General features: G+C 68.6%; 6 protein-coding genes. 5 read left to right on the top strand and 1 reads right to left on the bottom strand.

What is annotated here, in order from left to right:
- Positions 1-32 precede the first annotated feature (32 nt).
- A complete protein-coding gene (locus ACZ69M_RS09405) occupies positions 33-1,490 on the top strand; it encodes a serine/threonine-protein kinase (RefSeq protein WP_470048144.1) in 1,458 nt (485 codons plus the stop codon).
- Positions 1,491-1,562: 72 nt separating this feature from the next.
- Here the strand turns inward: ACZ69M_RS09405 and ACZ69M_RS09400 are convergent, their stop codons facing one another.
- Positions 1,563-3,548, bottom strand: coding sequence for an N-6 DNA methylase (locus ACZ69M_RS09400; RefSeq protein WP_470048142.1), 1,986 nt, complete (start codon positions 3,546-3,548; stop codon positions 1,563-1,565).
- A 143-nt stretch (positions 3,549-3,691) separates the two neighbouring features.
- Between ACZ69M_RS09400 and ACZ69M_RS09395 the strand changes: the two genes are divergently transcribed.
- The 4 genes from ACZ69M_RS09395 (at position 3,692) to ACZ69M_RS09380 (ending at position 13,701) form a co-directional block, all read left to right on the top strand.
- The gene (locus ACZ69M_RS09395) at positions 3,692-4,633 is read left to right on the top strand and encodes a serine/threonine-protein kinase (RefSeq protein ID WP_470048140.1); all 942 of its coding nucleotides are present in this window, start codon (positions 3,692-3,694) and stop codon (positions 4,631-4,633) included.
- Positions 4,634-4,732: 99 nt separating this feature from the next.
- The gene (locus ACZ69M_RS09390) at positions 4,733-5,998 is read left to right on the top strand and encodes a protein kinase domain-containing protein (protein WP_470048138.1); all 1,266 of its coding nucleotides are present in this window, start codon (positions 4,733-4,735) and stop codon (positions 5,996-5,998) included.
- Positions 5,999-6,136: 138 nt separating this feature from the next.
- Entirely contained in the window at positions 6,137-9,388 is a 3,252-nt protein-coding gene (gene drmD / locus ACZ69M_RS09385) for a DISARM system SNF2-like helicase DrmD (RefSeq protein WP_470048136.1), read from the top strand.
- Positions 9,385-13,701 (top strand): Eco57I restriction-modification methylase domain-containing protein, encoded by a 4,317-nt coding sequence (locus ACZ69M_RS09380; protein WP_470048134.1) that lies wholly within the window; start codon positions 9,385-9,387, stop codon positions 13,699-13,701. The genes drmD and ACZ69M_RS09380 overlap by 4 nt, the downstream gene beginning before the upstream one ends.
- Positions 13,702-13,712: the final 11 nt, after the last annotated feature.

The following is a 13,712-nucleotide window of genomic DNA, read 5'->3' as shown; positions in this document are numbered from 1 at the left end:
GCCCGTAAGCGGCGATGGCGAGGGGAACGACGGTGGACTTCTGGGGCGAGCCGGTCAGGGCCGGTGAATTGCTGGACGGTACCTGGGAGTTGAAGAGGCTCATCGGCAAAGGGGGGATGGCGGAGGTCTGGTCCGCCGCCGATGTGCGCGGCGGCGGTGAGGCGGCCGTCAAGTTCCTGCGCCCCGACACCGAAGACCTCCGGTACCTCGATCCTCAGGAGTTGGAGGAGGAAACCGTGGCCCTGCGAGGCCGCTTCCGCCGAGAGGCACGATTTCTCGCAGAACTACGGCACCCAGGCATTCCCGAATTCTATGGACAGGGATCCCATCAGGGCCTGCCCTACCTCGTCATGCAGCTGGTCGACGGCCTGTCCCTGCATGCCTTTCTGGCGCGCTGCGCGCCCCTTCCCCTCGGTAGCGCCGCAGCCGTGGCCACGCAGGTGGCCGATGCCCTGGTCTGTGCGCACACCCGACCCCTCGTGCACCGTGATCTGAAACCCCACAACATCATGCTCTCCGCAAAGGGCGTTGCCGTATTGATCGACTTCGGCATCGCCAAACCACTGGGCGCGCACGTCACCAACTACACCCGGCAGGGCTCCACGCTGGGAAGCCGGGGATACCAGGCCCCCGAGCAGATCTTGGAGAAGGAGCCCACGACTCGCACGGACATCTATGCCTTCGGCTGTGTCTGCTACGAACTGTTCACGGGCAGTCGGCCTTTCGTGGCCGCGGACCACCACACGCTGAACGACATGCACCTGAAGTCGGAGCCGTTGCCCCCGAGCCTCCACGGTGCCGGCGTTCCGCCGGAGCTCGACGAGCTCATTCTCCGCATGCTTGCCAAGTCGCCGCAGGAGCGGCCCGACGCCGACGAGGCTTTGGCGGCCTTCCGGTCGGCGGCACCTCGCTCGGGTGACCCGGCACCGAGGCCGCGCCTTGTGCCCGATCCCACGGCCCCGTTCCGCTCTCCCCGTACATCCTTCACGAGGCCTGGTCGGCCGGCGCCTGACGCCGAGGAGTGGCTCGACCCGTCCGAGGTCGCCGGTCTCTGTGACGCTGCCTGGCTCGAGATCGAAGAGAACGCTCCGGCCGAGGCTGTCGGACGGCTGGCGGAGCTTGCGCCACGGGTGCGAGCCGAGTGGGGCGTACGCCGACCTGTCGTTGCGCGGGTCTGGCGGATCGCCGCGGAGGGGCTGCGACTGGCCGGGGAGTGCGGGGACGCGGCCAAGCTCTACGACGGGCTGGCCGGGGAACTCGAACCCGGCGACGGCGAAAACGGTGTGGTCGCACGGGCCGTGGCTCGGCTGCGTGCGGCGGAGTGTCGACTCGCCTTCGGGGAGATCGACGCAACCCTGCGTGTGATCGCGGACTGTCTTTCCCTTGCCGACGAACTGCCTGTGCAGCTGGCGGAACGGATCACCGATGTGTGTTCCGAAGTGGCCGTCGACGTCGAGGAGCGTTGCGCCGACCCGGATGCCGGGGAGTGACATCCGGCAACTCCAGCGATCTGGTGTGTGGTTCGCCTCGAAGACGGAGGAGGGTCACACCTCTGCATGCCGTCAGACGGTCAGTCCGCCCCCCGCAAGTCGATCGCTCACGTCGTTCACCAGCCCCTTGCCCAGCCCTTGAGCCTCGGTGAGCAGGGCCTCGAAGGCGCTGAGCCGACGGAAGGTTTCGGCGTAACCCGCTTGCTCCTCCAGAGGCAGCTGAAGCACCTGAAGGCGGCGGATGTCGATCCTCGACGAGCTTGATGCGTGAGTGCCTGCCTGGCGTCCGTTGGCGGGCGCGCGCAGACAGCCGGCTAGGAAGTGGGCATCCAGCTTGTCCGGGTCCACTCGCAGGGCGTAGAGCTGGGGGCCCAGAGCCACCGGGGGGCCTTCGTGCACCCACGCCTTGAACGCCCTGACCACACCGGCGACCACGACATCGCCTTCCTCGATGACGGTGTGTACCGAGTCGGCGGGGACCCGCCCCCTGGGAGTGCCGTCCATCAACAAGTCGGGGACGGTCAGGAGTGGAACGGTGGCTTCACGAGAAGGCGTAGCCGGCTCCGATGGCTGTTGCCCGGCAACGAGTGTGAGGGCGCCGGCCTTGACGAGGTCCCCGACTGTCGCTGTGGCCTGCGGTGTCTCGCTCTCAAGACCGAGTTTGGACAGATGCTGTACGTGTCCGGCCAGGTCGGTCAAGAAGCCGCCCAGCTGCCCCCATGAAGCCGCCATTTCGATGCCGGAAGGTTCTGTGCTCGACGCGGTGTAGCGCCCGGGGGTGACATCCACCTCGTCGTCCAGCAGGTCGAGCAGCGGGACGCGGACGGCGCTTTCCGGTAGACCGGCGTCCGGGTGGTCGAGGATCTCCAGGGCGGAGAGGACGAATGCGCCGAGAGCATCCCAGTCGGGTCCTGGCTCGCGCGCGCCGGGCCGTGCGAAGCCCGTGGCATCCACAAGCAGCGCGTCCTGACCGGGAGCAGCGGGAACCGGGCTGTCCGGGGCGGCTCTCAGGACCCACAACTGGAGTGACACGCTGTGCGGTTGCGCACTACCGGGTGGCAGCGCCACCACCGCTCGAAGCACCCCGGTACGCAGGAGTGAGCCCCGGATGCGGCGACCCGCCTTGCGGGACGCGACGGCGGGCGGAAGGACGACGACAGCCGCCCCGCCGGGTTTGAGGTGGGAGAGCAGGTGCTGCACCCAGGCCAGTTCCGGCTCGGTCCGTGGGGGCAATCCGTGAGTCCAACGCTGGTCGGTGGCGAGCTCCTCGTAGCCCCAATCGCGTTCGTTGAAGGGTGGATTGCACAGCGCGATGTCGGCGCGCACTCCTGCGAAGGGGTCGTCGCGCAGTGCGTCGGCCGTGGCGATCTCCGTACGGACGCTCCGGTTCTCGGTGATGAATCCGAGCCGGGCGGAGGCCAGTGCCGCGAGTGCCGGATCTCTCTCGCACCCCAGCACCACCAGACCTGAACCGGCGTATTCCTGCGCGGCCGCAGCGGACAGATGGCCAGTGCCGCAGGCTGGGTCGAAGACGGTCAGCCCTCCTTCATCCCTCCCCAGACGTACGGTGAGAGCGATCCGGGTCATCAGCGAGGCGAGCTGTGAAGGCGTGGTGCTGAGTTGTCGTACATGCGTCTCGAGCCACCGTTGCAGCAGGAACTCAAAGATCTCACGTGGCCCCTCGCTCCGCCCCAGTCGCGCTGCCTCGCCCACCAACTCTCTTGCAGCGCTGGAGAGTTCGGACTGCGCTATGCGAGCGCGAGGCGCACGCATCAGACGGGCCGACTCGGCGACGGCCAAGCCCGACTCGTCCCTGCTGCCGAGCGCCTCGAACCGCGGCCAGAGAAACTCACGGCCACCGATGTCCTTGAGCTTCCCGTTGTCCCGCAGCCACTGCTCCACCTCCGCCAGCGAGAACTGCGGACTGACGTCGGTGCCGCCGATGCGAGTCGGAAACGAGTCGTGGCGGCGGCGCCAGTTGCTCACAGCCGCGCGCCCCACACCGGCGATCCGGGCGATCTCGGCCAAGCTGACGGGTACGGCTTTGGGTGTACTCATCGAACAGTCTCCGAGGTGCTGGGCCGGCTGGGCTGGTCGGCGTCCCAGCGGCCGTGATGCGGGGAAGGCTACTACGCTCATTGACTTTGTTCACAGTGTAGAACTGCGAGGTCGCTGTGTGGGAAGTGTGGAGGGTGGGAGAAATGCAGAAATTCACGCCGGGAACAGTGCTGCGCGATCGCTACCAGCTGAAGTCGGTCCTCGGTCAGGGCGTGATGGGGCAGGTCTGGCAAGGACGCGACCTGTATCTCGAGCGGCCCGTGGCCGTGAAGACGATCGCCGCGGAATTGCTGGCCGTTCCCCGGAGCCGCGCGGAGGCGCTGGCCCGCTTCAAGCGGGAGGCGCAGGCCGCGGCGCGGCTCGACCACTCGAACATCACGACAGTCTTCGACGCCTCGATCACGGACGACACCTGCTGCCTGGTCATGGAGCTGATCGAGGGCACCACCCTCGAATACCTCTTCGATCAGCAGGACGACGAACGATTCGACGTGCCCTCGGCCTCGGCCGTCGCCGCTCAGCTGTGCGCCGGACTGTCGGCGGCCCACGCCGCCGGCCTCGTCCATCGTGACCTCAAGACGCAGAACGTCATGGTCCGGCGGGACGGCGTCGTCAAGATTCTCGACTTCGGACTGGTGAAACTGCTCACCGATGTCGACCCGCGCCTGACCATGACCGGTGAAGGCATCGGCAACATTCTCTGCGCGTCCCCCGAACTGCTCTCCGGCCAGGGTCGGCTCGACGGCCGCAGCGATCTCTACGCGGTCGGCTGCCTGCTGCACCACATGCTCACAGGTGGAGCGCCCTTCGCCACCGACCAGCCGGCGCTCCTCGCCTCCCGCCATCTGAGCTCACCCCCGCCCGTCATCTCCGATGCGGGGGTGCGGGTCCCCGACGCATTGCAGGAGCTGGTCACGGCCCTGCTCGCCAAGCGTCCGGACGACCGCCCCTCCTCCGCCACCGAGGTCTACGCGGCTCTCGCCCCCTACCTGCCGGAATCGGAGCCCGGTCTGGCCACCCGCCGCGGTCTGCCCGAGGATCCCCGCCGCCCTTTCCTGGTACCGCAAGGGCCGAGGCTCGTGTGAACAGTGAGAAGATGAACCGACTGACCGGGTGCGCCGCGTCGCCCCCGGCCACCGGGGGTGTGGCAGGCGCCGCGGGCGCCGGGACTGGGGACGGGCGCAATGCGGCGAAGCCTTGGACGGTACGAGCTCACCCACGAGCTCGGCCGGGGCGGCATGGGGGTCGTCTGGGCGGCGTACGATCATGACCACGGCCGGGAAGTGGCCGTAAAACTCCTCGCGCCCCGCAGCCGCGGCACCGAGCTCACCACGCTGGAGCGGCGGTTCCTGCGCGAAGCCCGCCTCACCAGCCGTCTGGATCACCCGGGCATCCCGGCCGTCCACGATCACGGCAGCCATGAGGGCGAGCTGTATCTCGTCATGGATCTGGTCCCGGGCCGTGCCCTCGACGCCGTTCTCGAAAGCGACGGCCCACTCTCAGTCGAGCAGGCCGCGGATGTCGCGCGCCGTGTCGCCGACGTACTCGCCTATGCCCACGGTCAGAGTGTCGTGCACCGCGACCTCAAGCCGTCGAACCTGATGATCACCCCGGACGCTGAGGTCAAGGTCCTCGACTTCGGCGTCGCGGCCGCCCTGGAACCCCAGCCCGGCGAAACCCGCTTCACCGCCGCCAACGCCACCCCCGGCACGGTCGTCTACATGGCACCCGAGCAGGCCGTGGGCAAGACCGTGCCCGCCAGTGACCTCTACTCGCTCGGCTGTGTCCTCTATGAACTGCTCACCGGGGAGCCGCCGTTCACCGACGGCAGCCCTTTCATGCTGTACCACCGGCACGCGAACGAGCCCGTGCCCCCGCTCGCCGACCGGCGCTCTGGCGTACCGACCGGTCTGCGCACGCTGGTGGCGGCCCTGCTGGAGAAGAAGCCCGAGGACCGGCCGGCCTCTGCGGCCGAGGTGGCGGCACTGCTCACCGCGTGGGTCCCGGCACAGTCCGGCCCGGCCTCCGCGACGGCGCTCGCGCACCCGCGACTCGCGGAGATCGCCGCACTGCGCCAGGCGGGCCGCCCCGCCCGCGCCCTGGAGGAGTACGAGGAACTCATGGCCGCCCCCGGCCTCGGTCGCGCGAACTTCCTCGCCGCCCGAGCCGGAGCCGCCTTGTGCGCGGGCGCGCTCGGCCGCACCCGCGAGGCGCTGGACGAGCTGAAGTCGGTCCTCGCCGAACAGCGAAGCCTCCTCGGGCCGGGCGATCCCGCGGTGCTGGACACGCGGTACGAGATCGCCGTGCTGTTGGTCCGTACGGGAGAGCGCCACGCGGCTGTGGAACTGCTGAGGCGCCTCGTGGACGACGAGGAGAGGGTCCTGCCCGCTGACGACATACGAAGCGGACGCACCGGCTCGCTCCTGGACCGGCTGCGGCGCATGGCCTGAAGAGCGCCGGACGGGCCGTTGTTTTGTAATCTCTGTTCACAGTGAATTGCTCATGTTAGTCTCCGGCTGCACCGTTCCGGTGGGGAGGCAGGACACTGTCTACGGACGGCAGCGCAAGCACCGAGGGGAAAAACGCCGATGACGCCAGCAGCTCAGCGCGAGACCGAGCGGACGGGGGCGGAGCAGGCGCTCCCCGAAGAAGGGAACCTGGTCGAGGTACGCGGCCAGTCCTGGGTGGTCGCCCGCGTCGAGCCGTCCCCGGCCGCCTCCGACGGCGAGGAGGACCGGCGTCCCGCGACGCTGCTCCACCTCCAGTCCGTCGCCGACGGCCGCTTCGGCGACACCCTCTCCGTCATCTGGGAGGTCGAGCCCGGCCGCCGCGTCCTGCCCGCCGGCTCCCTCCCCGACGCCTCCACGGGCTCCTACGACTCCCCGAACCGCCTCGCCGCCTTCCTCGACGCCGTGCGCTGGTCGGCCGTCGCCTCCGCCGACGCCAAGACCCTCCAGGCCCCGTTCCGCTCCGGCGTCGCCGTCGAGCCGTACCAGCTGGAGCCCGTCTCCCGCGCCGTCGGCGCGCCCCGCGTCAACCTGCTCCTCGCCGACGACGTGGGCCTCGGCAAGACCATCGAGGCCGGCCTCGTCGTCCAGGAACTGATGCTGCGCGGCCGGGCCCGCCGCACCATGGTCGTCTGCCCGGCCGGCCTCACCCTCAAGTGGCGCGACGAGATGGCGGAGAAGTTCGGCCTGGAGTTCACGATCGTCGACTCCGAGCACTGCGCCCGCCTGCGCCGCACCCACGGCACGGCCGCCAACCCCTTCCGCGTCCACCCGCTCACCATCGTCTCCCTTCCCTGGCTGCGCGGGCAGAAGGCCCAGCGCCTCCTCGACGAGGTCATCGGCGCCCCCGAGGAGGGCTCCGACGGCGAGCACAAGCGCTTCTTCGACCTGCTCGTCCTCGACGAGGCCCACCATGTGGCGCCCGCGGCGCCCAAGCAGGTGTACGCGGTCGACTCCCAGCAGACCAAGCTGATCCGGCGCCTCGTCCCGCACTTCGAGCACCGCCTCTTCCTCTCCGCCACCCCGCACAACGGCTACCCCGAGTCCTACACCGCGCTCCTGGAGCTGATCGACGACCAGCGCTTCGCCCGCGGCGTCGACCCCGACAAGGAAGCGCTCAAGGACACGGTCGTACGACGCCTGAAGTCGACCATCACGGAGCGGGACGGCGTGACGCAGCGCTTCCGTGGCCGCCGGATGCACGACCTCTCCGTCGACTACACCCAGCAGGAACGCACGATCCACCAACTGCTCGGCTCGTTCGCCGAGTTGCGCCGCAAGAAGCTGACCCCGACGGCCCGGGGCGGCCGCCGCGCCGCCGACCTGGTGACCCTGCTGCTGAAGAAGCGGCTGTTCTCCTCCCCGGCCGCCTTCCTCCACACCGTCCAGGTCTACCTCTCCCACCTGGAGGACACCGGCCCCGCGCGCGGCCGTACGGCGGCGGCCGAAGTCCCCGAGTGGCTGGAGGAGTTCGCGGACCTCGTCGCCGATCTCGACGACACGGGCCTGGTCGACGCCGAGGACGACGCCCTGACCCGCTCCACCTCGCTCACCCCCGCGGAGGACGGTCAGGAACTCGACCTGCTCCAGGAGATGGAGCGCTGGGCCCTCACCCACGAGGCGGCGCCCGACTCCAAGGCGGACGCGCTCATCCGTGAACTCAAGGCGATCTGCCGGACGTCCGACGGCAAGCACTGGACCAACGAACGGGTCGTCGTCTTCACCGAGTACCGCGACACCCAGAAGTGGCTCCACGACCTCCTCCAGCAGGAGCGACTCACCGACGGGGGCCGCGTCGAGCGGCTGCACGGCGGCCTGCCGGCCGAGGAGCGCGAGCGCATCCGCCTCGGCTTCCAGGCCGAGCCGTCCCGCGCGGAGGGCAAGGTCCGCATCCTCCTGGCCACCGACGCCGCTGGCGAGGGCATCGACCTCCAGAATCACTGCCACCGCCTGATCAACTACGACATCCCCTTCAACCCCAACAAGCTCGAACAGCGCATCGGCCGCATCGACCGCTGGGGCCAGAAGAAGGACCCGGAGATCACCCACTTCATCGGCTCCGGCTGGCAGCAGGCCCAGGCCGGCTCCTACGAGGCCGACCTGGAGTTCCTCTCCCGCGTCGCCAAGAAGGTCGCGCGCATGGAGCACGACCTCGGCTCTGTCAACGCCGTCCTCGCCGACGCCGTGCAGCGCCGGATGACCGGCGACACCGCACCGGTCGACATCGAGAACGCCAAGCCCAAGCCGATCAAGGGCCGCCGCACGGGCGGCGAGGTCGCGCCGGAGCAGAACGTCACCGCGCAGACGAAGCGGCTCGCCGACCAGTACGACGACACGGTCACCGCGCTCGGCCTCACCCCGACCAACGTCAAGCGGGTCGTGGACACCGCCCTGGCTCTGGACAACCAGCCGCCGCTGCTGCCGTCCACGCTCCGCGCGGAGGACTTCGAGCCCGGTGATCTCTTCGACGTACAGCACCTGTCCGGCAGCTGGGAGCGGGCCACCCGCGGCCTCGCGCACAAACTCCGCGAGGGCGAACAGCGGCCTCTCACCTTCTCCCCGGCGGTGGCCGCGCAGGGCAGGGACGACGTGGTCCTCGCCCACCTCAAACACCCGCTCGTGGCTCTCTCCACCCGCCTGCTGACGGCTGCCGTCTGGAACGCCGACCTGATCGACCTCAACCGCGTCACCGCCGTCGTCTCCGACGACCCTGCGGTGACCACGACCCTGGTCTCCGCGTACGCGCGGTACGTCCTCGTCGGCGCCGACGGCACCCGCCTGCACGAGGAAGTGCTGTACGCGGGCGGCTGGTTCGGCGACACCGGCCGCTTCCGCCGCTGGGAGTCGGTGAACGAACAGGGCAGGGTCCTCTCCCAGGCACTCACCGACGGCATCGAGGCCGCCCCGCACCTCCGTAAGGAACTCACTGAGGCCTGGTCGAAGCTTCGCGACCCCCTTTATCAGTCTCTGAGAGCCCGCAAGGAGGAACTCGGCCGCCAGTTGGAGGGCAGGCTCACGGACCGTCGGGCGGAGGAGGAACGCCGTATCACGGGGACCCTCGACCGTTTCGAGGCCACCCTGCGTGCCAAGCTCAAGGAAGAAGGCGACGGCGAGGGTGAACAGCTCGCCCTCCTCTCCACCCACGAACTTTCCGGCCACGAGCGCCGCCAGTTCGAGGACGACCGCCGCCGCTGGCAGGAGCGACTCGAAGGCCTGCCCGCCGAACGCGAACGCGAACTCGCCGCGATCGCCGCCCGCTACCGCGAGCCCCGCTCCCACCTCTTCCCCGCCGCCGTCGTCTTCGTGATCCCCGCAAAGGAAGCCCGCCGATGAGCCCCCGCCAGATGAGCGCCGGAGTCGCCGCCGCCAAGGCCAAAGCCGCCGACGGCCGCCGCCAGCACCAGGAGTGGCTCGACCTCACCGAGGTGTCCGGCCCCTTCCTGACCATGCCCGTCCTGCTGCGCGCCTGGCCCCAGCTGGACACCCTGGAGAAGGACGAACGCGCCAGGCTGCGCGCCCGCCACGCCGACTGGCAGACCGACACGACGGCCGGCCGCGACGAATGGGTGGCGTACGTACTGCGCCGCCTGCTCGGCTGGGACGACGCCCTCACGTTCCGCCAGGGAGACTCAGAGCACGACGGCCTGGACCGTCTGACCCTGCGGGTGGCGGAGCACAACACCGAGGTGCGCCCGGACTTCGCCCTGGTCGAACCGGGCACGGACCTCGCGGTCGAGCCGGACGTGGAGTCGGCCGCCAAGCGCGTACGCCTGCTCGGCATGACGGTCCCGTCGGGTACGGCACCCACCGCCCGCGTGGGCGGTGGCGGCGACTGGTCCGCGGCCCCCGCCGACCGTCTCGCCCGCCTCCTGCGCCATCACGGCGTACCGCTCGGCCTGGTCACCGACGGCCGCTGGTGGTGCCTGGTCTGGGCCCCGCTGGGCGGCGTCACGACCACGGCGGTCTACGACTCCATCGGCTGGAACGAGGCCGCCGAGCGCAACGTCGTCCGCGCGTTCGTCTCGCTGTTGCGCCGCCGCCGGTTCTTCGAGTACGACGACGCCGAGACGCTGGTGGGCCTGCTGAAGGCGAGCCTCGCGGCGGGCGAGGACGTCACCGAGGCGCTGGGCGTCCAGGTTCGCCAGGCGGTCGAACTCCTCGTGGACGCCATAGGGCGGGCCGATGCGCGGGCGGTGGAGCACGGGGCGCCGGGACTGCACGCCTCCGGAGCGAGCGCGAGTGAGGTCTACCGCGGCGCGGTGGCCGTCATGATGCGCATCGTCTTCCTGCTGTTCGCGGAGGAGCGGGGCCTGCTCCCGGCGGACAACGAGGTGTACGCCCGTTCCTACTCCGCCCGCTTCCTGCGCGACGAGCTCAAGGCACGGGCGGACGAGGAGGGCGAGACCTCCCTGGAACACACGACGTCGGCATGGCACCGCCTCATCGCCCTCTTCCACGCGGTGCACGGGGGAGTGGACCACCCCGGCTCCGGCTTCCACCTGCCGGCGTACGACGGCTCGATCTTCGACCCGGAGAAGTACCCGTGGCTGGAGCGCACCACCCCACTCCTCCCCATCGACGACCGCACGGTCCTGCACATGCTCCAGGCCGTGCAGGAGGTCCGCGTCGGCAAGGGCAGGGACCGCGAGGTCCGCACCCTCAGCTTCCGCGCCCTGGACGTCGAGCAGATCGGTTACGTGTATGAGGGCCTGCTGTCGTTCGACGGGCGCCGGGCAACTGAGCACATGGTGGGCCTGATCGGCCCGGAGGGCCTGGAACACGAGGTCCCGCTGCGGGAGTTGGAGTCGCTGGCGGCGAAGGCGGGCGGTTCCCTGAAGACGCTCGCGACGTCCATCCACGAGAAGTGGAAGGACCCGAAGCCTCCGGCGACGGTCGGCCAGTTGGAGAAGAAGCTGGCTCCGCTCGGCGCGGAGGACGCGACGGACGCGCGGCGCCGGCTGAACGCGGTCACGAAGGACGTGGCGCTCACGGAGCGGCTGCTGCCGTTCGTCGGCACCCTCCGGGACGACCTGCGGGGCCTGCCGACGGTCATCCCGAACGGCGCGCTGTACGTCACGGAGTCCTCTCTGAGGAAGAACACGGGCACGCACTACACGCCCCGCTTCCTGGCGGAGGACGTTGTGCTGCACGCGCTGGAGCCGCTGGTGTACGAGCCCGGCCCGCTCCAGACGGCGGACACGGGCGAGTGGCGCCTGAAGTCCGCCGAGCAGATCCTGGACCTCAAGGTCGCGGACATCGCGATGGGCTCGGCGGCGTTCCTGGTGGCGGCCTGCCGTTACTTGGGTGACCGCCTGATCGAGGCGTGGGAGTCCGAGGGCCGCGCCGACGCGATGGCGTACCGGGCGGGCCGGGCCGTGGACGCGGTGACCGCGGTGGACGCGGAGCAGGACCCGGTCGTGGTCGAGGCGCGCCGCCAGATCATCGAACACTGCCTGTACGGCGTCGACATCAACCCGATGGCCGTGGAGATGGCCAAGCTGTCGCTGTGGCTGGTGTCGATGGACCCGGGGCGGCCGTTCACGTTTCTGGACGACCGGTTGGTGGCGGGGGACTCGCTGCTGGGCGTGCACAACATGGAGCAGATCCAGTCCGTGCACATGAAGCCGAGCGGGCAGACCGACGTCCTGGCCGAGCAGGCCCGTCAGCTGGTGGACCAGCTGACCCGGGAGCGGTTGGCGATCACGGCTATCAAGGGCGTGGACCTGCCTGCGCTTCAGGAGAAGCGGGAGCGCCTGGAAGAGGTCAACCGGCATTCGCGGCGGCTGCGGTTGGTGGGGGATCTAATCGCGGGGGCGGCGATCGCTACTTGTGCTTCGGGGCGGATGCCTTGGTACGAGGAGGAGGGTGGGGATCGGGTCAGGGATCTGTTCCCTCGGGCTGCGTGGATCGTGCAGCGGATCATGGAGGACGGGGTCGAGGACGACTCCGAGGTGGTGCGAGCGGCTCGGGCTACGGCGGAGGAGTGGCTGGGGGCTGAGCTGCCGGAGGGGGCGTTGGAGCGGCGGCCGGTGCATTGGACCCTGGTGTTTCCGGAAGTGTTTACTTCGAGATGCGGGTTCGATGCGATTGTGGGGAACCCGCCGTTCCTAGGCGGACAGAAGCTCACGAGTGCGATGGGTGAGGCCTACCGGGAGTACATGATCGACTACCTCGCGAGCGGCAAGCGCGGCAGTGCTGACCTGGTCGCGTACTTTGAGCTACGAGTGCATCAATTGTTGAACGTCGGTGGGCAGACGGGCCTGATCGCTACGAATACCTTGGCGCAGGGCGACTCGCGCGAGGTCGGTCTCGACCAGCTAAGGTCGGCGGGGATCACGATTCGCCGCGCTATCAAGAGTAGGCGATGGCCGTCTAATTCAGCGGTCCTTGAGTACTGTGCGGTGTGGACCAGTAGGGCGCCAGTGGCGGAGGAAGCTGGTTACGTCCTGGGTGATGCCGTGGTGCCAAAAGGCATTTCCACGTCGCTGAACCCGGCAACCAGGGAGCCATCGTGGGTAGAGCCCTTGGAAAGCAACGACGGAGTATCCTTTATCGGTTCGTATGTCCTGGGTATGGGTTTTACACTGGATGAGTCAGAGGCACGCGCGTGGATTGTGGAGGACAATCGATACGCAGAGATCCTCTTTCCCTATCTCAATGGGCAGGATGTCAATCAGCATCCTAGGCATGCTACCGACCGTTGGATTATTGACTTCCAGATGCGTTCCCTTGAAGAGGCGAAGTGCTACGACAGGGCTATTGCGAAAGTCATTCGAGAGGTGAAGCCGGAGAGAGAGAAGAGCAAGGATAAGAGTCGACGTGAGATTTGGTGGCGATTCACTCGTCCCGCTCCGGAGATGCGTAAATCTATCGAACGACTTGATCGCTGCATGGTTATCACTCGACATACGCATGTCGTGATGCCAGCAATGGTTACGACTGCTCAGGTGTTTAGCGACGCCACGGTCGTGATCGCGTCTGACGACCCTGCACTGCTGGCTGTTCTGTCGAGCGCTCCACATTATTGGTGGGCCCTTGACCGTGCATCTACTATGAAGGGTGACCTTCGGTACACCCCCACGGATGTATTCGAAACGCTCCTGCGGCCTCCGCTTACGGACCGCCTTCGAGTTGCTGGAACCTGCCTCGACGGTTACCGTCGTGACCTCATGCTCACCCGTGGTATCGGCCTCACTGCCGTATACAACCTGGTCCACGAGCCCGATTGCCAGGACGAGAGCATTGTTGAACTCCGCCGCATCCACGAGGAGATCGACAAGGCGACTGTCGAGGCGTACGGCTGGTTCGACCTGCTGGACGAATCCAGGCAGACCCTGCCGACCGATCCGACGCACGAGACGTTCCCGCTCGATCATGGATTCCATGAAACCGATCAAGGTACTCGCCGTACCATCGGTCTGCTCGCCCGAACCGAGATCATCGATCGTCTGCGCCAATTGAATCACCAGGCCTACGCCGACGAGGTTCACCTCGGCCTGCACAAGGGAGTGACGGAGAAGACGGCGAGGGAGAAGCACCCCGACCTGCCCTCGCTGTCTCCCGAAGCCATCCGCGAGCGCAAGGAGCAGCTTGCCGCGCGAGGTGGGTCGGATTTCGGTGAAGGTGACGAGGGCGCCCTGTTCTGAGCCGACAGCAT

The organism is Streptomyces sp. NPDC107454, from assembly GCF_055582885.1.
This window is presented reverse-complemented; position numbering and strand designations above follow the sequence as displayed.

What these genes read in the sequence shown, in the direction of transcription:
- drmD (WP_470048136.1), top strand. Translation starts at nt 6,137, where the DNA reads ATGACGCCAGCAGCTCAGCGCGAGACCGAGCGGACGGGGGCGGAGCAG.
- ACZ69M_RS09395 (WP_470048140.1), top strand. Translation starts at nt 3,692, where the DNA reads ATGCAGAAATTCACGCCGGGAACAGTGCTGCGCGATCGCTACCAGCTG.
- ACZ69M_RS09380 (WP_470048134.1), top strand. Translation starts at nt 9,385, where the DNA reads ATGAGCCCCCGCCAGATGAGCGCCGGAGTCGCCGCCGCCAAGGCCAAA.
- ACZ69M_RS09390 (WP_470048138.1), top strand. Translation starts at nt 4,733, where the DNA reads ATGCGGCGAAGCCTTGGACGGTACGAGCTCACCCACGAGCTCGGCCGG.
- ACZ69M_RS09400 (WP_470048142.1), bottom strand. Translation starts at nt 3,548, where the DNA reads ATGAGTACACCCAAAGCCGTACCCGTCAGCTTGGCCGAGATCGCCCGG.